This is a genomic window from Pseudomonas sp. NY15374, from assembly GCF_048068255.1.
Classification (GTDB): domain Bacteria; phylum Pseudomonadota; class Gammaproteobacteria; order Pseudomonadales; family Pseudomonadaceae; genus Aquipseudomonas; species Aquipseudomonas machongensis.
Map to the genome: position 1 here is coordinate 126,919 of NZ_JBLUPZ010000009.1, position 19,468 is coordinate 146,386.

Below are 19,468 nucleotides of genomic sequence, written 5' to 3' on the forward strand. Positions count from 1 at the left end.
GGGAGCGGGCTTGCCCGCGAATAGGGCCTTACAAGGAGTCCCCGGTGGACGAATACCAGCAAACCATACGCGCATTGTCCGACCGTATCGTCGCGGCCCAGACCCCGATCCGGGTCCTGGACGCGGTGAAATGGGACGACGGCATTCGCCAGGGCTTTTTCAAGGCCAAGGGCAAGGAGCCGCCTGCGGTGGACCGTGCCTACTACCAGAACCGTCCGCTGTCGTTCGACTCCAGCGCGGTGAAGGCCGAGTTCCAGGCCATCGAGCGCGACATCATCCGCCAGCTCGGCCAGTTCAACCCGGTCGGGCAGATCATGAAGCGCATGTGCCGCGAATACCGCATGGTGGTGCGCATGCTCGAAGCGCGCGGCACCGAGGACTTCGGCCTGATTTCCCAGGAGCTCTACGGCGCCGCCTCCGACGCGTTCCACGCGGGTGACCCGACCCTGGCCGATCTGGGGCTGATGCTCTCAGACTACCTGAACAACATCGATGGCCGTGGTGACCTGAAGGACGAGCCGAAAAACCTCACGGCCAAGGAGGCGGTGGAAATCCTCCAGCGCCGCCTGAACAAGGTCTTCGGCGAGGCAGAAGAAACCATCCGCGTGTTCGAGTCCGATGGCATCGTGGCCGATGCGGCGGCCGGTGCCGACTACATCAAGGTGCGCGCCGATGCCATGTTCAACAGCCGCGACGTACGCGCGCTGGAAGTCCACGAAGGGCTGGTGCACGTGGGCACCACGCTCAACGGCCTGAACCAGCCGATCTGCACCTTCCTGGCCAAGGGGCCGCCCTCGTCGACCGTGACCCAGGAGGGCCTGGCCATCCTCATGGAGGTGATCGCCTTCGCCTCCTATCCCAGCCGCTTGCGCAAGCTGACCAACCGCACCCGCGCCATCCACATGGTGGAGCAGGGCGCCGATTTTTTGCAGGTATACGAGTTCTTCCGTGGCCAGGGCTTCGAGATGGCCGAAAGCTATGGCAATGCCAGCCGGGTATTCCGCGGTTCGGTACCCAATGGCCTGCCGTTTACCAAGGACTTGTCCTATCTCAAGGGCTTCATCATGGTTTACAACTACATTCAGTTGGCCGTGAGAAAGGGCAAGCTGGAGCAGATTCCACTGCTGTTCTGCGGCAAGACCACGCTGGAAGACATGCGCACCTTGCGCCAACTGGTCGAGGAGGGCCTGGTGGAACCGCCGAAGTACCTGCCTGAACAGTTCCGCGACCTCAACGCGCTGTCGGCCTGGATGTGTTTCTCCAACTTCCTCAATCACCTGAGCCTGGATCGCATTGAAGCCGACTACGCGAACATCCTCTAAGCGTTGCCGCACCCTGTTGTTCGGGCTCGGGCTGACGTGCCTGGCCGGTTGCAGCAGCCTGCTGTTCTATCCAGAGCCGGGCCAGCCGTTCACCCCAGAGCGAGCGCACCTGCAATACCGCGATGTCACGCTGACCACCGAGGATGGCACTCGCCTGCATGGCTGGTGGCTGCCGGCCAAGACGGGCGTCGAGGTCAAGGGCACGGTGCTGCATCTGCACGGTAATGGTGGCAACCTGGCCTGGCACCTGGGTGGCAGTTACTGGCTGCCCGAGCAGGGTTATCAGGTACTGATGATCGATTACCGCGGCTATGGCCTGTCCCAGGGCACGCCAACACTGCCAGCGGTCTACGAGGATATCGACGCTGCGCTGGACTGGCTGGGCAAGGCGCCCGAGGTGCAGGGCAAGCCGCTGGTGCTGCTCGGCCAGAGCCTGGGTGGTGCGATGGCCATCCATTACCTGGCCGGCCATCCCGAGCAGCGCCAGCGTTTCAGTGCGCTGGTCTTCGATGGCGTGCCTGCGAGTTACCGCGACGTCGGGCGTTTCGCCCTGAGCACGTCGTGGATGACCTGGCCGCTTCAGGTGCCGCTGTCGTGGCTGGTGCCGGACGCTGACAGCGCGATCCACTCCATCGAACGCCTGGACAGCCCGCCCAAGCTGTTCTTCCACAGCATCGATGACAAATTGGTGCCCATGGCCAACGGTATCCGCCTGTACCAGCATGCCCCGCCGCCCCGCGTGTTGCAGTTGACCCGCGGCGACCATGTGCAGACCTTCGCCGACCCGACCTGGCGTCAGGTGATGCTGCGCTTCCTCGACGACCCCAGCCACTTCAACGGCCTGCGCCGACTGGCGGAAGTCCCGAATTACCCTGACGAGAAGAATGAGCAATGAGTGAAGAACGCAACGCCATCCCGCTGATCCTGACCGGTGTCGGCAGCATCATCGTGACGGTGGGTGCCTTGTGGTACTACGGCTACCTGCATTTCGCCAAGCCCGAGGACGCCCTGCTGCTGCAGGACTACACCATGCTCAAGACGATCCCGGGCGAAGACTATCGGGTTTCTCTCGATCCATCGCCGCAGGTGGCGCAGTGTGTCGAGGGTGTCCTGGTGCTGTTCGACACCCAGCAGAAGGGCCTGACGGGCGTGCTGGTCGACAACCGCAAGCGGGCGATCCGCTGCATGGGCCAGGACACGCCGCAGCAGGTGCAGTGATCCATCGCTGTTCCCCAGGCATGAAAAACCCGCCATCAAGGCGGGTTTTTCATGTCACTCAGGCAACCTGTATCAGCGCATGGTGGAACGCGGCTGAACTGGCTGGTTGTCGTTGGAGATGGTCACCTCCACGCGACGGTTCTGCGCACGGCCCGAGTTGCTGGAGTTGTCCGCGACCGGATACTCCTTGCCATAGCCTTGGGCGACCACGCGGGATGGGTCGATGCCAGCACGCAGCAGCGCACGGCGCACGCTTTCGGCGCGACGCTCCGACAGGCCCTGGTTGTAGCTGGCCGAACCGACGCTGTCGGTATAGCCCTCGACGATCACCTTGCGCTCCGGGTTTTCCTGGAGGAAGTTGGCCAGGGTGGTGATGTTCGGCAGGGCGCTGCTCTTCAGGTCAGCCTTGTTGAAGTCGAACAGCACGTCGCCGAAGGTCACCAGCGTACCGCGGTCGGTCTGCTTGGCGTTGAGGCTGTCCTGCAGCTTCTTGATCTGCGCGTCGCGGGCGTCCAGCTTGGCCTGGGCGCGTTGCGCCGCCGCATTTTTGATATCGGCTTCGGCGGTACGCAGGGCGATGGTCTGTTTGGCGACTTCGACACGCTGGTTGGTCAGGTAGGCCAGTTGATCGACCTTCTTCTCGTCTTCGCGGTCCATGTAGGCCTTGTCAGCCTTGTTCAGCCAGTCCTGGGCGTCCTTGGTCTCGAGGGCTGCCAGCTTGCTCGCCTGCGGATCGCTCTGCAGCGCCGAGAAGTTGGTGCGGGCCGATTCCAGGTTGGCGTTCGGGTCGTGCGAGCATGCAGCCAGACCGACGCTCAGAGCCAACAGGGCAGGGATCATTACGTAATTGCGCATTGTGTTCATCCTTTGATCGATAACGAAGGCAGGGGAATACCGGACAGGCCTCACTGGGCGCTGCGCAGGCCTTCCTCACGTACGTCCTGAACGCCCTGGCGGGCATCCTGCACGGCTTTCTGGGCCTTGGCTGCCTGTGCCTTGCGCTCGGCAACGCGGGCATCCCATTCGGCCTGTTCGGCCAGTCGCTTGGCTTCGTCGTACTTCTTGTCATGCATGGCGATTTCCGCCTGCTTGAACTTGTCCTGCGCCGCTTTCATCTCCACGGCGGCAAACTCGGTGCCGCCTGCGCTGACGGCAGAGTTCACGGCAGACTGGGTCACCGCGTACTGCTCGGTCGGCGGGTTGCCAGCACAGCCAGCCAGTACCAGGCTGCTGCCAAGCGCCAGCGCGGCCAGCTTGAGCCCGCGCAGAGAGTTGGACGGGAATTTTTCGGTGCGGGTCTTCATGGTGGTCAACTCCATTGGATCACTCCTGATAACGATGTCCGTGGCAGTCCATCGCTCCCTGACATACGCATGTGCTCGAGTCCAAAGCCAAACACCATGCGTGCAGGGTTTTTGCGTGATGGCTATTGGCTCCGACTTGAGCATTTTCAGAATAGTTCAGAAAAAGTTGCGTAGGCTTCGTAATTATTTCTGACTGGTCAGTCAGTGCTTTTCCTACGGAACTATTGCCGTGCGCGGCAGTATTCGCGGGCCTTCCGGCTCAGGCGTCGCGCTTGGGAAGCGGGTGGCTGAGGTCGTGCAGATGCCGCCGCGACAGGCTGAGGAAACGTGGCGTGGGGCCGATATCTTCGTACAGCGGATCACCCTCTTCATCGGTGGCGATCACCTGCTGGCCCTTCACGTAGGGGAAGCTGGCTTCGAGTTCTTCGAGCGCGGCGGCAACCAGTTCGCCGAGCAATTCTTCGGTGGTGCGCTTGGGGTACATCTCGACCAAGGCTGCCAGGCGCGCTTCGGATTCCAGGTCCAGGTGCAGGTGGTGCCCGGTGGGGCTGAGGGTGCCGGCGGCGTTCTGTTCCCAATGTTGTGCGAGCTCGCGGATTTTCATGATGACCTCTGTAAAACCATGGCATGAGCTGTGAGGGCCGTCTCTTCACTTTAGTTGCATTGGCCGATCCCGGCTTGCCTTGCGGGGGCGCCTGTGGGCACTCTTGGGCAATGACCTGGGCGGCGGCGCGGGTGGACCGCGCGATGAGGAGAGCCAATGACCGATATCGATGTGCGCTTGCGTGAGGATGTCCATCTGTTGGGTGAACTGCTGGGCGAGACCATCCGCCAGCAGCATGGCGAGGCATTCCTGCAGAAGATCGAGGATATCCGTCACAGCGCCAAGGCCGATCGCCGTGGCGCGGCCGAGCAGTTGAGCTCCACCCTCGGCGATCTTGCAGAGGATGACCTGTTGCCGGTTGCCCGGGCCTTCAATCAGTTCCTCAACCTGGCCAACATTGCCGAGCAGTACCAGTTGATCCATCGCCGTGGCGCCGACCAACCGGCGCCGTTCGAGGACCGTGCTCTGCCTGAGTTGCTGGCGCGGCTCAAGCAGGCAGGGCATGGCAACGATGCCTTGGCCCGGCAACTGGCCAAGCTGGACATCCAGCTGGTGCTCACTGCCCACCCCACCGAAGTGGCGCGGCGTACGCTGATCCAGAAGTACGATGCCATCGCCGCGCAGCTTGCCGCACAGGACCATCGCGACCTCACGCCGGCCGAGCGCCAGCAGGTGCGCGAGCGCCTGCGCCGGTTGATCGCCGAGGCCTGGCACACCGAGGAGATTCGACGCACCCGGCCAACGCCGGTCGATGAGGCCAAATGGGGCTTTGCGGTAATCGAGCATTCCCTGTGGCAGGCGATTCCCAGCCACCTGCGCAAGGTCGACAAGGCGCTGTTCGAGGCCACGGGCCTGCACCTGCCGCTGGAAGCGGCGCCGGTGCGTTTCGCCTCGTGGATGGGCGGCGACCGCGATGGCAACCCCAACGTCACCGCCCCGGTCACCCGCGAGGTGCTGTTGTTGGCACGCTGGATGGCGGCCGACCTGTTCCTGCGCGATATCGACTACCTCGCCGCCGAACTGTCCATGCAACAGGCCAGTGATGCCCTGCGCGCCAAGGTGGGTGACAGCGCCGAGCCCTACCGCGCCTTCCTCAAGCAACTGCGCGATCGCCTGCGTGCCACCCGGGCCTGGGCCCATGCCTCGCTGGCCGGTCCGCAGCCTGCCGGTGCGGACGTGCTCGCCGACAACCGTGAACTGATCGAACCACTGCAACTGTGCTATCAGTCGCTGCACGACTGCGGCATGGGTGTGATCGCCGACGGCCCGTTGCTCGACTGCCTGCGCCGGGCGGTGACCTTCGGCCTGTTCCTGGTGCGCCTGGACGTGCGTCAGGATGCGGCCCGGCACCGCGACGCATTGTCAGAAATCACCGAGTATCTCGGGCTTGGGCGATATGCCGAGTGGGACGAAGAACAGCGCATGAGCTTCCTCCAGGCCGAGCTGAAGAATCGTCGGCCGCTGTTGCCCGCGCATTTCCAGCCCGAGGCCGAGACTGCCGAGGTGCTTGCCACCTGCCGCGAGATTGCTGCAGCACCCGCGGCATCGCTTGGCTCCTATGTCATCTCCATGGCTGGCGCAGCATCGGATGTGCTGGCCGTGCAACTGCTGCTCAAGGAGGCCGGCCTGACCCGGCCGATGCGCGTGGTGCCGCTGTTCGAAACGCTCGCCGACCTGGACAACGCGGGTCCAGTGATGGAACGACTGCTCGGCCAGCCGGGCTACCGTGCCGGCCTGCACGGGCCGCAGGAGGTGATGATCGGTTACTCGGACTCGGCCAAGGATGCCGGTACCACTGCAGCCGCCTGGGCGCAGTACCGGGCGCAGGAAAACCTGGTGCGCATCTGCCGCGAACACCAAGTCGAACTGCTGTTGTTCCACGGCCGTGGCGGCACCGTCGGCCGTGGCGGTGGCCCGGCCCATGCGGCGATCCTTTCCCAGCCGCCAGGTTCGGTGGCGGGGCGTTTCCGCACGACCGAACAGGGCGAGATGATCCGTTTCAAGTTCGGCCTGCCGGGAATCGCCGAGCAGAACCTCAATCTCTACCTGGCGGCGGTGCTCGAGGCGACCTTGCTGCCGCCGCCACCGCCCGAGCCTGCCTGGCGCGAACTCATGGACCAGCTCGCCGCCGATGGGGTGAAGGCTTATCGCGCGGTGGTTCGCGAGAACCCCGATTTCGTCGAGTACTTCCGTCAATCCACCCCGGAGCAGGAACTTGGGCGCCTACCGTTAGGCAGTCGGCCGGCCAAGCGCCGGGCGGGCGGCATCGAAAGCCTGCGGGCCATCCCGTGGATCTTCGGCTGGACCCAGACGCGCCTGATGCTGCCGGCCTGGCTTGGGTGGGAAACGGCGCTGAGCAATGCCCTGGCGCGCGGCCAGGGTGAGCTGCTGGGGCAGATGCGTGAGCAGTGGCCGTTCTTCCGCACCCGCATCGACATGCTGGAGATGGTGCTGGCCAAGGCCGATGCAGAAATCGCCAGGGCCTACGACGAACGTCTAGTGCAACCGGCGCTGCTGCCATTGGGTGCGCATCTGCGCGACCTATTGTCGCAGTCGTGCCAGGTGGTGTTGGGCCTGACCGGCCAGCCGGTGCTACTGGCACACAGCCCGGAGACCCTGGAATTCATCAGCCTGCGCAACACCTACCTGGACCCGCTGCACCGCCTGCAGGCCGAGCTGCTGGCCCGGTCGCGGGTGCGCGAAGCCGCTCTGGACAGCCCGCTGGAGCAGGCCCTGCTGGTGACCGTGGCCGGTATTGCCGCCGGTTTGCGCAACACCGGCTGAGGCCGTCCGGCAGCCCAGCAGCAGGCTGCACAGTGGTGCAGGCACGGGGTGTATCGGGGTAGGTTGCGATGGGTGCAACCTGCTCGGCAAAACGGCGCCAGATGGGTTTTCGTGCAACTTTGGAACGCTTGTCTGGCTGCCGGGCGCTGTGTATCTTGATCAGCCTTTTGACCGATTTTCCGGTCTGATCCGATTTTCCGGACTTGGCCCTGAACGCCGAATCCATTGATTTGCAATAAAAAAATATGAGGAGCACGAGATGCGCGTAATTCTGCTGGGAGCTCCCGGGGCCGGTAAAGGTACTCAGGCAAAGTTCATCACCGAGAAGTTCGGTATTCCACAGATCTCCACTGGCGACATGCTGCGTGCCGCTGTCAAGGCCGGCACCCCGCTGGGCCTGGAACTGAAGAAAGTCATGGACGCCGGCCAGCTGGTTTCCGACGATCTGATCATCAGCCTGGTGAAGGAGCGCATCGCTCAGCCAGACTGCGCCAATGGCTGCCTGTTCGACGGTTTCCCGCGCACCATTCCGCAGGCCGAGGCCATGGTCGCTGCAGGTGTCGACATTGACGCCGTGGTCGAAATCGCCGTGGACGACGAAGAGATCGTCGGTCGCATGGCCGGTCGCCGCGTGCACCTGGCCTCGGGCCGCACCTACCACATCCAGTACAACCCGCCGAAAGTGGCAGGCAAGGACGATGTCACCGGCGAAGACCTGATCCAGCGCGACGACGACAAGGAAGAAACCGTGCGTCACCGCCTGTCGGTCTACCACAGCCAGACCAAACCGCTGGTGGACTTCTACCAGAAGCTGTCGGCTGACAACGCCGGCAAGCCCAAGTACGCCCACATCGAGGGCGTCGGCTCGGTCGAGTCGATCACCGCCAAGGTGCTGGCAGCCCTGAGCTGATCGGCCTCTGCGTTTTACAACGGCCCGCTTGCGGGCCGTTGTCGTTTATACTGCCGCTCTTTTCCCTTTCGCCTGGATACACGTTCGATGACCACCCTGCTGGCCCTGGATACCGCCACCGAAGCCTGTTCCGTCGCCCTGCTGCATGACGGCAAGGTGACCAGCCATTACGAGGTGATCCCGCGCCAGCATGCGCAGAAGCTGCTGCCGATGATCAAGCAGTTGCTCGCCGACTCCGGTATCGCCCTGAGTGCAGTGGATGCCATCGCCTTTGGCCGTGGGCCTGGGGCCTTCACGGGTGTGCGCATCGCCATCGGTGTGGTCCAGGGGCTGGCGTTCGCCCTCGAACGGCCGGTGCTGCCGGTGTCGAACCTCGCCGCCCTGGCCCAGGGGGCCTTGCGCCAACAGGGTGTGCAGCAGGTGGCCGCGGCCATCGATGCGCGCATGGACGAAGTGTATTGGGGCTGCTACCAGGCGCACGATGGCGAAATGCGCCTGCTCGATCAGGAGCGGGTGATCGCCCCTGAGCGGGTGGCACTGCCCCAGGCCGGCCAGTGGTTCGGTGCCGGCACTGGCTGGGGTTATGGCGAGCGTCTGGCGGTGCAGGTCGAGCGTTGCGATGCCCAGGCCCTGCCGCATGCCCTGGATATCCTCAGCCTGGCCGGTCATGCCTGGGCGCGTGGCGAGGCGGTTGCAGCCGAACAGGCTCAACCGGTCTATCTGCGCGATAACGTCGCTACGCCCAAGGCGCGCTGAGTGCAGTTCGTCGGCTATTGCCGTTCGAGATAAAACCTTTTGCGCGAACTGTGGTCCAGTTATCACACGCGCATTGGTGATGGAAGCCTGATGCTGCTAGATTGCCATCATTGCTCCTGAGTGCACCCATCATGCGCATCGACGGTTTCTCCTCACAGTCCTATCCGGTCAAGCGTGCCCCGCGCAAGGCGCTGGTGCGCGACGAGAGCATCGACGATGCACAGGTAATCGAGGACGTCGAAGACGACGAAGCCGAGCAGATTGCCCGCGCCAACCGCCGCAGCGCCGGCCTGCCTGCGCGTCAGCAGGACATGGTATTCCCCCGCGCCCGTGACCGCCGCACCGCCACTGCGCTGGCCAGCTATCTCAGCACCGCCGGTTTCACCGATTGGGAGATGGAAGTACTGGGGTTGGACCTGTACATTTGATGGATGAATCCATCGCCTCTGCCTTATCACCTCGGTTGTCCGTCCTGGAGCGAGAACGCCTGGCGCGACTACCTCTATCCCGCCGACGCCCGCCCTGCTGAATACCTTGGCCTGTACAGCCAGGTGTTCAATGCGGTCGAGGGCAACACCACCTTCTACGCCCGTCCTGCGCCCGCCACGGTGGAGCGCTGGTCCCAGGTCATGCCCCAGCGGTTTCGCTTCACTGCGAAGTTTCCCGGTGACGTCAGCCATGCGGGCGATCTGCGTGATCAGCTTGAATCCGCGCTGGACTTCACCCGCCTGCTGGCGCCGCTGGGCGAGCGAGTCTCCCCCTACTGGCTGCAACTGCCAGCGCTGTTCGGCCCGGCCCGATTGGCGGAACTGAGTCACTTTCTCGACGAGATCGGTGTGCCAGTGGCTGTCGAGGTGCGCAACGATGCCTTCTTCGCCCGTGGCGATGAAGAGCGCCTGCTCAACCGACTGTTGCATGAGCGCGGTGTGGAGCGGATCTGCCTGGATCCGCGGGCACTGTTCAGTTGCACGTCGCGCGACCCGGCGGTGCTGCACGCGCAGGCCAAGAAGCCCAAGGTGCCGCCGCGTCCGGCCGCCTTCAGCCAGCACCCGCAGGTACGCTTCATCGGGCATCCGGAGTTGGCTGCCAACGAAAGCTTTCTCACACCCTGGGTAGACAAGGTCGCCGGCTGGATCGAGGAGGGGCGTTGCCCGTACATTTTCCTGCACACCTCCGACAACCGCCTGGCCGCAGCCTTGGCCCAGCACTTTCACCAGCGCCTCATGGTGCGGTTGCCGGGCCTGGCGGCCTTGCCGGAATTGCCGCGCGCACCTGAGGTCGAACAACTGGGTTTACTCTGACCCCCAGACCTTGCCGGAGACCTGATCATGGATGTGCAAACCCTGCGAGCCGAAGCCTTCAAGATGTTGCACGAGCGTGATGGCGCCTTCGTCATCGCCAACCCTTGGGACGCCGGGTCCGCCAAGCTGCTGGCTGCGCTGGGCTTCGAGGCACTTGCCACGACCAGCGCAGGATTGGCCTTCAGTCTGGGCCGTCCTGATGCCGAGGGCGCTCTGAGCCTCGATGAAACCCTGGCCAACGCCCAGGCCATCGTTGATGCCACTCCCCTACCGGTGGCCGCAGACCTGGAGAACGGTTTCGGCGACCTGCCCGAACACTGCGCGCAGACCATCCTGCGTGCCGCCGAGGCCGGGTTGGTGGGCGGCTCGATCGAGGACGCCAGCGGTCGCCGCGATTCCCCCATCCATGACTTCGGCCTGGCCGTCGAGCGCGTACGCGCTGCAGTGCAGGCGGCCCGCAGCCTGCCTTTCCCGTTCACCCTCTGTGCCCGCGCAGAAAACCTGCTGCACGGGCGCCTGGACTTGGATGACACCATCAAGCGGCTGCAGGCGTTCGCCGAGGCCGGTGCCGATGTGCTCTATGCCCCAGGCCTGCGCAGCGTCGATGAGATACGGGCAGTGGTGCAGGCCGTTGCGCCCAGGCCGGTCAACGTGCTGATGGGCATGGCAGGCGTGCCGCTGGGGGTGAACCAGTTGCAGGACCTGGGTGTGCGGCGCATCAGTGTGGGTTCATCAATGGCCAGGGCGGCGCTGGGGGCGTTGCAGCGTGCGGCGCTGGAGATCCGCGACCAGGGCACTTTCGCTTACGGCGAGCAGGCGGTGCCGTTCGCCCAGCTCAACGATCTGTTCCGACGCTGATCGGCCATGCGTTTGCTGGCGACGGTGCTGGGCGGGGTGATGGTCGCAGGCGCTGTTGCCTGGTATCTCGGCTGGCGCCCCCCGGCGGCGTGGAACCCCTGGGCGGCGCTGGATGTGCGTCAGCCGCCGAACCTGCTGACGGCCTACAAGCTGTCACGCCTGCGTGACGACCCGGATCTGTGTCGACAGGCACTGCAAACCTCCGCGCTGCGTTATCGGGAACAGGCCGACAGCCCGGAAACGGCGCGTTGTCCGTTACGCAACGTATGGCGTATCGACGCTGGCGAGGCGCGGTTGAGCAGCAGCTTTCTCGCCAGTTGTCCGCTGGCGGTGGCCTATGCGCTGTTCGAGACTCACGGCCTGCAGCCTGCGGCGCAGCGTGTGTTTGGCCAGTCGGTGGCACAGGTGGATCACCTGGGCAGTTTTGCCTGTCGCAATGTCTATCATCGCGAGCAGGGGCGGCTTAGCCAGCACGCGACGGCCAATGCCCTGGACATCAGCGGTTTTCGTCTGAAGGATGGCCAGCGCATCGTGCTGGCGCGAGACTGGCAGGCGGGCGGGGCGAAGGCGCAATTCCTGCGCGAAGTGCGTGACGCGGCCTGCGAGAGCTTCAGTACGGTGCTTGGGCCTGACTACAATGCCGCCCACGCAAATCACTTTCATCTGGATGCGGGGCGGTGGCAGGTCTGTCGCTGATTCAGGCGTGTACGCGCACGTTGTTCAGCACCACCGGGCGCGCCCAGTGGGTGTCGAACTCCAGGTCGGTCTGCTGCTTGGCGAGAGTCGCGTCGTCGAAGGGTTCCGGGGCGGGCTCTAGCAGGTACTTTTCCAGTTCGGCGATTGGCAGGTGCAGCGGACGCGGCGAAGGCGCCGGGCCCGGCTCGGGCGAAGGATGGCCCTGGTTCATCACCAGCGGACGCAGCCAACTGCCGTTGAGGTCGAGCTGGCGCTGCTGCTCGATCAGTTCGCTGGCGCTGAAGGGTTCGGGGGCCGGCTCCAGCAGGTTGGCTTCCAGTTCCGCCTTGGGCAGGAACAGCGGCTCTGGCGGACGCACCTCGGTATCCTGAACCGGCAGCGCGCGCTGAATTTCGATCAATGCCAGCGCCTTGGCGCCACCCAGTGGCTCGCCGCTGTCCTTGTCGTACTGGCGGGTCAATGCCTGGCTGAAGCTGTCCTGCTCTTCTGCGGACTGCTCGGCCATCGCGCGGGCGAAGAAGTCCTGCCACAGGTGGCTGACGCCGCCCAGTGCCTGGGTATTCTGGCGACCGTAGTTGCCGACTGGCGACAGGTAGGTCAAACCGATGGGAAGAGTATCTGACATGGCAGTCGCGCGCGTTGTGCTCTGGCAGAATAGCGGATAGAGCTTTTATCGGCCGTGGCCGGGGTTTCATTAATTTTTTCGAGTGCGGGATCGGATGGCAGAACAAGAGCAGGGCGCAGGTATCAGGGTCGAGGCGCTGTCGGCGTCGTTCCAGGCGCAGGCACAGGAATGGGCGCAGCGTCTGGGCCTGCCGCAGGTGGATGACGCGGCGGAGTTCGCTGTGCAAATCGGTGGTGAAGGTCTGCAGATCCAGCAATTGGGCCCGCAGGCCCCCGGCCCGGTGCGGGTGGATTTCGTCGAAGGGCGGGCGGCGCATCGGCGTCTGTTCGGCGGCGGCAATGGACAGATGATCGCAAAGGCGGTCGGTATTGCCCAAGGCGTTCGCCCCCAGGTGCTCGATGCCACTGCGGGCCTGGGCAAGGATGCCTTCGTGCTGGCGAGTCTGGGCTGCCAGATGACCCTGATCGAACGTCAGCCGTTGATTGCTGCGTTGCTCGAGGATGGCCTGGCGCGTGGGCGCCTGGATGCCGAAGTGGCGCCGATCGTCGAGCGCATGCGCCTGCTGACCGGCAACGCCATCGAGCGCATGCGCGATTGGCAGGGCGAGGCGCCGCAGGTGATCTACCTTGACCCGATGTTCCCGCATCGTGACAAGAGCGCGCTGGTGAAGAAGGAAATGCGCGTGTTCCGCCCGCTGGTGGGCGACGACCTGGATGCTCCTGCACTGCTGGAGGCGGCGCTGGCGCTGGCCAGCCACCGGGTGGTGGTCAAGCGCCCGCGCAAGGCGCCGATCATCGACGGGCCAAAGCCGAGTCATAGCCTGGAAGGCAAGTCCAGCCGCTACGATATCTACCCGAAGAAGGCGTTGAAGGCTTAGGGTAAGCCAGCTCGAGGGGTGGCGCCGAACCGCCGCGAACACCGGCAAAGCCGGTGCATGAGCGCGATGTACTTTTCGCGGGCAAGCCCGCTCCTACAGGGGGCTGCTATACGCCCGCATGAACACCCCGACCACCTCGCGCACATGCTGCTCGGCTTCCTCTCCGGCCAGCGGCGGTGCGCAGCCCAGCAGCAGGCGGTAATCGGCAGCGCCCTTGATCAGGCAGAAGAAATGCTCGGCGGCGCGCAACGGATTCTCGATCCGCAGCAACCCACGCTCGTCGACACAGCGCAGCAACGCCTCCATCTCGGCCAGCACCCGCTTGGGCCCCGCCTCGTAGAAGAACTGCCCAAGCCCCGGGTCCTGGCTGCCCAGGGCCATGATCAGGCGCGTGAGCTTGACCGACTCGTCGCTGCTGATCAGTGCCTGGAAGCCTCGGGCGATGTTGAGCAGCACCTCTTCGATCGGCACCCCCTCGGGCAGCTCGAAGATCAGGTCGGGCAGCTGCGTCTGGCAGGTGGCCATGACTGCCGAGCCGAACAGGGTCTGCTTGTCGTTGAAGTGGCTATAGACCGTGAGTTTTGAAACACCTGCCGCCGCAGCGACCGCATCCATGCTGGTGTTGGCATAGCCAAGGCTGAGGAACAGCGACTTGGCGGCTTCGAGGATGGCCTCGCGCTTGGCGAGATCCTTGGGCCGGCCAGGGCCTGTGGGTGCGTCGATGGGCATTGGAGTCCGTGTCTGTCTGATGAAGCGCTCATATTACCGGGTCGCGCGGCTCGCGGCTGCTACGCACGTCGCGGCGCAAATACATTTTTCTCTCATGCACCTGCTTCCCGGAGTCGTTTCGCTGACTTAATATACCCGCCAGTATAATTATTCGATGCGTCCTCTGCGAAAGGTCTTCCATCATGTTGCGTCGTGCGTCGCCCCTCGTCCTGCCCCTTGCCTGCCTTCTGCTGCTCACTGCCTGTGGCCAGGAGGCTGCTGCACCCGCGGCCCCGCGTCCGGCACTGGTGATCCAGCCCCAGCCCACCGGCGCCTCGGCCGACAGCTATCCGGGCGAAGTACGCGCCAGGTTCGAGCCGGAACTGGCGTTCCGTATTGGTGGCAAGGTCAGCAAGCGCCTGGTCGAGGAAGGGCAGCGGGTCAAGGCCGACCAACCACTGGCCGAGCTCGATCCGCAGGATGTGCGCCTGCAGTTGGAGGCCAACCGCGCGCAGATGGCGGCCGCCGAAGCGAACCTGTCGCTGGTGCGGGCCGAACGCGACCGTTACCAGAAGCTGCTCGACCGGCAGATGGTCAGCCATTCCCAGTTCGACAATGCCGAGAACCTCTACCGTGCAGGTCTTGCCCGCCTCAAGCAGGCCAAGGCCGAATTCGACGTGGCCGGCAACCAGGCCGAATACGCGGTGCTGCGGGCGCCGCAGAACGGGGTGATCGCCAAGCGCCAGGTCGAGGTCGGCCAGGTGGTTGCGGCGGGGCAGACAGTGTTCACCCTGGCCGCCGATGGCGAACGTGAGGTGGCCATCGGCCTGCCCGAGCAACAGTTCGCGCGTTTCTCGGTAGGGCAGGCGGTCAGTGTCGAACTGTGGTCGCACCCCGAGCAACGCTTCGAGGGGCGTATCCGCGAGCTGTCGCCGGCGGCCGATCCACGCTCGCGCACCTTCGCTGCGCGAATCGCCTTCACATCGACGCAAGCCCCGGCAGAGCTGGGCCAGAGTGCCAAGGTGTACATCGCCCACGCCGAACACTCGCCGCTGTCGGTGCCGCTGTCGGCGGTGACTGCCGAGCAGGGCCAGGCTTATGTCTGGCGGGTTGGCAAGGACAATCGACTGGAGCGTGCGCCCGTCCGCCTCGGCCCCTATGGCGCAGACAGCGTGCCGGTGCTCGAAGGGCTGGGCGCCAACGACTGGGTGGTCGCCGCAGGTGGCCACGTGCTGCGCGAAGGCCAGGAGGTACGGCCGGTCGATCGCAGCAACCGTGTGGTGAACCTGGCGACCAAGGAGTAAGTCCCGATGGGTTTCAACCTTTCCGCCTGGGCGCTGCGCAATCGCCAGATCGTATTGTTCCTGATGATCCTGTTGGCGGCCATTGGCGCCATGTCCTACACCAAGCTGGGGCAGAGTGAAGATCCACCCTTTACCTTCAAGGCCATGGTCGTGCGTACGCTGTGGCCTGGTGCCACCGCCGAAGAGGTGTCCCGACAGGTCACCGAGCGCATTGAAAAGAAGCTGATGGAGACCGGCGAGTACGACAAGATCGTCTCGTTCTCCCGTCCGGGTGAGTCCCAGGTCACGTTCATGGCCCGCGACTCGATGCATTCGAACGAAATTCCCGAGCTGTGGTACCAGATCCGCAAGAAGGTCGCGGACATTCGCCACACCTTGCCACCGGAAGTGCAGGGTCCGTTCTTCAACGACGAGTTCGGTACCACCTTCGGCAATATCTACGCCCTGAGCGGGGCAGGCTTCGACTATGCGGTGCTCAAGGATTATGCCGACCGCATCCAGATCCAGCTGCAGCGGGTCAAGGATGTGGGCAAGGTCGAGCTGATCGGCTTGCAGGACGAGAAGATCTGGATCGAGCTGTCCAACACCAAGCTGGCGACCCTTGGCGTGCCGCTGGCGGCGGTGCAGCAGGCGTTGCGCGAGCAGAATGCGGTGAGCACTGCGGGCTTCTTCGAAACGCCCAGTGAGCGCTTGCAACTGCGGGTCAGCGGGCGCTTCGACAGCGTCGAGCAGATTCGCCAGTTCCCCATCCGCGTGGGCGACCGAACCTTCCGCATCGGCGATGTCGCCGAAGTCCATCGCGGCTTCAACGACCCACCTGCGCCACGTATGCGCTTCATGGGCGAGGATGCCATCGGCCTTGCCGTGTCGATGAAGGACGGCGGTGACATCCTGGTACTGGGCAAGGCGCTGGAAGCCGAGTTCGCCCGCCTGGCGCACAACCTGCCGGCGGGCATGGAGCTGCGCAAGGTGTCCGATCAGCCGGCAGCGGTCAAGGCTGGGGTCGGCGAGTTCATCCAGGTGCTGGTCGAGGCACTGGTCATCGTGTTGCTGGTGAGCTTCTTCTCGCTGGGGGTGCGCACGGGGTTGGTGGTGGCGCTGGCGATCCCGCTGGTGCTGGCGATGACCTTCGCCGCGATGCACTACTTCGGCATCGGCTTGCACAAGATTTCGCTGGGGGCGCTGGTGCTGGCCCTGGGTTTGCTCGTGGACGATGCGATCATTGCGGTCGAGATGATGGCGATCAAGATGGAGCAGGGCTACGACCGGCTCAAGGCGGCGAGCTATGCCTGGTCGAGTACCGCCTTCCCGATGCTGACCGGAACGCTGATCACCGCTGCGGGCTTTCTGCCGATCGCCACGGCCGCGTCGAGCACCGGCGAGTACACCCGGTCGATCTTCCAGGTGGTGACCATCGCCTTGCTGACCTCGTGGGTCGCGGCGGTATTGTTCGTCCCCTACCTGGGCGACCGCCTGCTGCCGGACCTGGCCAAGCGCCATGCGGCGCGTCACGGCAATGGCGAGCATACGCCCGACCCTTATGCCACGCCGTTCTACCAGCGTGTGCGCAGGGTGGTGGAGTGGTGCGTGCGCCGTCGCAAGACCGTGATCGTGCTGACCATTGCCGCTTTCATCGGCAGCATCGTGCTGTTCCGCTTCGTGCCCCAGCAGTTCTTCCCTGCGTCGGCGCGGCCTGAGCTGATGATCGACCTGAAGCTCGCCGAAGGGGCTTCGCTGGCCAATACCGCCGAGCAGGTCAAGCGTCTGGAGGCCCTACTCAAGCAGCAGGACGGTATCGACAACTACGTGGCCTACGTCGGCACCGGCTCACCGCGTTATTACCTGCCGCTGGATCAGCAACTGCCGGCGGCGAGCTTCGCCCAGTTCGTGGTGCTGGCCAAGTCGCTCAAAGACCGCGAAGCCCTGCGCAGCTGGGCCATTACCACCCTTGAGCAGGAATTCCCGCAATTGCGCTCGCGGGTCACGCGCCTTGAGAACGGTCCGCCCGTGGGTTACCCGGTGCAGTTCCGGGTCACCGGTGAGCACATCGAGAAAGTACGCGCCCTGGCCCGCGAGGTGGCGGCCAAGGTGCGCGAGAACCCGCATGTGGTCAACGTGCACCTGGACTGGGAGGAGCCGAGCAAGGCGGTGTTCCTGGCGATCGACCAGGACCGTGCCCGCGCGCTGGGGGTTAGTACTTCGCACCTGTCCAGTTTCCTGCAGAGCTCGTTGACAGGTACTACCGTCAGCCAGTACCGCGAGGACAACGAACTGATCGAGATCCTCCTGCGCGGTACCCGCGAGGAGCGCAGCGACATGGGTAGCCTGGGCAGCCTGGCGCTGCCGACCGACAACGGCCAGAGCGTGGCGTTGTCGCAGGTGGCGACGCTGGAGTACGGCTTCGAAGAGGGCGTGATCTGGCACCGCAATCGCCTGCCGACGGTGACCGTGCGTGCCGACATCTACGACAAGGAACAGCCGGACAGCCTGGTCAAGCAGATCCTGCCGACCCTGCAGCAGGTGCGCGAGCAGTTGCCCGAGGGCTACCTGCTGGAAGTCGGCGGCACGGTGGAGGATGCCCAGCGCGGTCAACGCTCGGTAAACGCGGGCATGCCGCTGTTCATCGTGGTGGTACTGAGCTTGCTGATGATCCAGCTGCGCAGTTTCTCGCGCACGGTGATGGTGTTCCTCACCGCGCCGTTGGGGCTGATTGGTGTGACCCTGTTCCTGCTGGTGTTCCGCCAGCCGTTCGGCTTCGTGGCGATGCTTGGCACCATCGCGCTGGCAGGGATGATCATGCGTAACTCGGTGATCCTGGTGGACCAGATCGAGCAGGACATCACCGCTGGGCTGGACCGTTGGCAGGCGATCATCGAGGCCACGGTGCGGCGCTTCCGGCCCATCGTGCTGACTGCCCTGGCGGCGGTTCTGGCGATGATCCCGCTGTCGCGCAGCGTGTTCTACGGGCCGATGGCGGTGGCGATCATGGGTGGTCTGATCGTGGCCACGGCGCTGACGCTGTTGTTCCTGCCGGCGCTGTATGCGGCGTGGTTCAGGGTGAGGAAGAACGCCTGAGGCCGACCTTCAGACCGCCGCGATTTCTTCGGCGGTCAGCGTCCTGAACGCACCTGGCGCCAGGGCCGGGTCCAGATGGATCGGCCCCATGCTTTCGCGGTGCAGGCCGATCACCTTGTTGTCGAAGTGGCCGAACATGCGCTTGACCTGGTGATAGCGCCCTTCGACGATCGCCAGCCGCGCGCTGCGTGGGCCCAGAATGTCGAGTTGAGCGGGCAGGGTGGTGAGGTCTTCGAAGGCGAAGTAGAAGCCTTCGCGGAACTTGTCGATGTAGTGCGCGCCGATTTCGTCCTCGGTCTCGACCAGATAGATCTTCGCCTGCTTGGTGCGTGGTTGGGTCAGGCGGCGTGACCATTGGCCGTCATTGGTCAGGATCATCAGGCCGGTGGTGTTGTAGTCCAGGCGCCCGGCAATGTGCAGGTCGTCACGCAGTTCGGGCGGCAGCAGGTCGAGTACGGTGGGGTGCTGCGGGTCGCGGGTGGCGCTGACGCAACCGGCGGGCTTGTGCAGCATCAGGTAGCGTGCCGGGCGCCCGGCCTGCAGCAACTGCTCATCGACCTCGACTCGGCTGAATTCGCGCACCTCGTGGCGCGGGTCGATCACCGGCTGCGCGTCGACCCACACACGGCGCTGCACCAGCAGCACGCGCACCTGCTGGCGGTTGTACTGGGGGAAGTTGGCGAGAAATCGATCCAGGCGCATCGTACAAGTCTTAGAGAGGCTGCCGCTGGTCGGCTGCCTTGAGCTGTTCGTCGACTGCTGCACAGCGAGGGCACAGGCAGGCTTTGTTACGCAGTTCGTCGGGAAGCGCTTCGAGCACAGCGGCATCGATGCTGACGCTGAAACACCAGCAGGCCTGGGTGGCACTGCGCGGGTCGGCCAGGGCGCACTGGTTGGCGGCGCCGCAGGCGGGGCAGCGCTGGCTGTCGTTCATGGTGGCTTCCGGGGATTCGAGTAGATCTGCATAGAGGCGCGCAGTATATCTGCTGACAGCTTTTGTCGCGCCTCTGTCCATTTGTATTTCCGGATCGTTCTGTCTGTTTCAATTTGTTGCGCAAATGGCACCGGATCTCGGGCGCACTGTCTTACTCAGTGTCGATCAACGTGTTGCGATCGACGTCCGCCA

The 19,468-nt window shown here is 64.5% G+C and carries 20 protein-coding genes; 13 read left to right on the forward strand and 7 right to left on the reverse strand.

Features of this window, described 5'->3' with window-relative positions; genetic code table 11:
* Positions 1-44 precede the first annotated feature (44 nt).
* From ACNFHO_RS19155 to ACNFHO_RS19165, 3 genes are read left to right on the forward strand one after another with little or no spacing between them, the layout of a single operon-like run.
* Positions 45-1,322 (forward strand): flavohemoglobin expression-modulating QEGLA motif protein, encoded by a 1,278-nt coding sequence (locus tag ACNFHO_RS19155; protein WP_054895067.1) that lies wholly within the window; start codon positions 45-47, stop codon positions 1,320-1,322.
* Positions 1,294-2,217, forward strand: a complete 924-nt coding sequence (locus ACNFHO_RS19160; protein WP_416767091.1) for an alpha/beta hydrolase — start codon at positions 1,294-1,296, stop codon at positions 2,215-2,217. The genes ACNFHO_RS19155 and ACNFHO_RS19160 overlap by 29 nt, the downstream gene beginning before the upstream one ends.
* Positions 2,214-2,540, forward strand: coding sequence for a hypothetical protein (locus tag ACNFHO_RS19165; RefSeq protein WP_063543336.1), 327 nt, complete (start codon positions 2,214-2,216; stop codon positions 2,538-2,540). Before ACNFHO_RS19160 ends, ACNFHO_RS19165 begins: the two co-directional genes overlap by 4 nt.
* 72 nt (positions 2,541-2,612) lie before the next feature.
* Here ACNFHO_RS19165 and ACNFHO_RS19170 read toward each other — a convergent pair whose 3' ends face one another.
* From ACNFHO_RS19170 to ACNFHO_RS19180, 3 genes are all read right to left on the reverse strand, one after another.
* Entirely contained in the window at positions 2,613-3,395 is a 783-nt protein-coding gene (locus ACNFHO_RS19170; RefSeq protein ID WP_054895064.1) for an OmpA family protein, read from the reverse strand.
* A gap of 50 nt (positions 3,396-3,445) precedes the next feature.
* Entirely contained in the window at positions 3,446-3,859 is a 414-nt protein-coding gene (locus ACNFHO_RS19175) for a DUF4398 domain-containing protein (RefSeq protein ID WP_054895063.1), read from the reverse strand.
* 244 nt (positions 3,860-4,103) lie between these two features.
* Positions 4,104-4,448 carry a hypothetical protein gene (locus ACNFHO_RS19180; RefSeq protein WP_054895062.1) on the reverse strand — a complete coding sequence of 115 codons (345 nt, stop codon included), beginning with the start codon at positions 4,446-4,448 and terminating at the stop codon, positions 4,104-4,106.
* Positions 4,449-4,604: 156 nt separating this feature from the next.
* On the opposite strand from ACNFHO_RS19180, the gene ppc reads away from it, so the two are divergent.
* The 7 genes from ppc (at position 4,605) to ACNFHO_RS19215 (ending at position 11,753) form a co-directional block, all read left to right on the forward strand.
* On the forward strand, positions 4,605-7,232 hold the full coding sequence (gene ppc, locus ACNFHO_RS19185; RefSeq protein ID WP_416767092.1) for a phosphoenolpyruvate carboxylase: 2,628 nt from the start codon (positions 4,605-4,607) through the stop codon (positions 7,230-7,232).
* Positions 7,233-7,491: 259 nt separating this feature from the next.
* Positions 7,492-8,142 (forward strand): adenylate kinase, encoded by a 651-nt coding sequence (adk, locus tag ACNFHO_RS19190; protein WP_065863144.1) that lies wholly within the window; start codon positions 7,492-7,494, stop codon positions 8,140-8,142.
* 87 nt (positions 8,143-8,229) lie between these two features.
* Positions 8,230-8,898, forward strand: a complete 669-nt coding sequence (gene tsaB / locus ACNFHO_RS19195; protein WP_112897580.1) for a tRNA (adenosine(37)-N6)-threonylcarbamoyltransferase complex dimerization subunit type 1 TsaB — start codon at positions 8,230-8,232, stop codon at positions 8,896-8,898.
* Between the two features lie 131 nt (positions 8,899-9,029).
* Entirely contained in the window at positions 9,030-9,326 is a 297-nt protein-coding gene (locus ACNFHO_RS19200; RefSeq protein ID WP_054895058.1) for a hypothetical protein, read from the forward strand.
* 3 nt (positions 9,327-9,329) lie between these two features.
* Entirely contained in the window at positions 9,330-10,199 is an 870-nt protein-coding gene (locus ACNFHO_RS19205; protein ID WP_416767093.1) for a DUF72 domain-containing protein, read from the forward strand.
* A gap of 27 nt (positions 10,200-10,226) precedes the next feature.
* Positions 10,227-11,057 carry an isocitrate lyase/PEP mutase family protein gene (locus ACNFHO_RS19210; protein ID WP_054895056.1) on the forward strand — a complete coding sequence of 277 codons (831 nt, stop codon included), beginning with the start codon at positions 10,227-10,229 and terminating at the stop codon, positions 11,055-11,057.
* A gap of 6 nt (positions 11,058-11,063) precedes the next feature.
* Positions 11,064-11,753 carry an extensin family protein gene (locus ACNFHO_RS19215; protein ID WP_414154891.1) on the forward strand — a complete coding sequence of 230 codons (690 nt, stop codon included), beginning with the start codon at positions 11,064-11,066 and terminating at the stop codon, positions 11,751-11,753.
* Position 11,754: 1 nt separating this feature from the next.
* Here the strand turns inward: ACNFHO_RS19215 and ACNFHO_RS19220 are convergent, their stop codons facing one another.
* Positions 11,755-12,378 carry a hypothetical protein gene (locus ACNFHO_RS19220; RefSeq protein ID WP_054895054.1) on the reverse strand — a complete coding sequence of 208 codons (624 nt, stop codon included), beginning with the start codon at positions 12,376-12,378 and terminating at the stop codon, positions 11,755-11,757.
* A gap of 94 nt (positions 12,379-12,472) precedes the next feature.
* Here ACNFHO_RS19220 and ACNFHO_RS19225 point away from each other — a divergent pair, with 94 nt between their 5' ends.
* Positions 12,473-13,255 (forward strand): class I SAM-dependent methyltransferase, encoded by a 783-nt coding sequence (locus tag ACNFHO_RS19225; RefSeq protein ID WP_416767094.1) that lies wholly within the window; start codon positions 12,473-12,475, stop codon positions 13,253-13,255.
* 93 nt (positions 13,256-13,348) lie between these two features.
* Here the strand turns inward: ACNFHO_RS19225 and ACNFHO_RS19230 are convergent, their stop codons facing one another.
* The gene (locus tag ACNFHO_RS19230) at positions 13,349-13,984 is read right to left on the reverse strand and encodes a TetR/AcrR family transcriptional regulator (RefSeq protein ID WP_416767095.1); all 636 of its coding nucleotides are present in this window, start codon (positions 13,982-13,984) and stop codon (positions 13,349-13,351) included.
* Positions 13,985-14,166: 182 nt separating this feature from the next.
* Between ACNFHO_RS19230 and ACNFHO_RS19235 the strand changes: the two genes are divergently transcribed.
* Positions 14,167-15,267, forward strand: coding sequence for an efflux RND transporter periplasmic adaptor subunit (locus ACNFHO_RS19235; protein WP_125930600.1), 1,101 nt, complete (start codon positions 14,167-14,169; stop codon positions 15,265-15,267).
* A gap of 6 nt (positions 15,268-15,273) precedes the next feature.
* Complete coding sequence (locus ACNFHO_RS19240; RefSeq protein ID WP_416767096.1) at positions 15,274-18,342, forward strand: efflux RND transporter permease subunit; 3,069 nt, start codon at positions 15,274-15,276, stop codon at positions 18,340-18,342.
* A gap of 9 nt (positions 18,343-18,351) precedes the next feature.
* Here ACNFHO_RS19240 and ACNFHO_RS19245 read toward each other — a convergent pair whose 3' ends face one another.
* Both ACNFHO_RS19245 and ACNFHO_RS19250 read right to left on the reverse strand, forming a co-directional pair.
* Entirely contained in the window at positions 18,352-19,044 is a 693-nt protein-coding gene (locus ACNFHO_RS19245) for a pseudouridine synthase (RefSeq protein ID WP_063543358.1), read from the reverse strand.
* Between the two features lie 10 nt (positions 19,045-19,054).
* The gene (locus tag ACNFHO_RS19250) at positions 19,055-19,276 is read right to left on the reverse strand and encodes a cysteine-rich CWC family protein (RefSeq protein ID WP_065863133.1); all 222 of its coding nucleotides are present in this window, start codon (positions 19,274-19,276) and stop codon (positions 19,055-19,057) included.
* Positions 19,277-19,468: the final 192 nt, after the last annotated feature.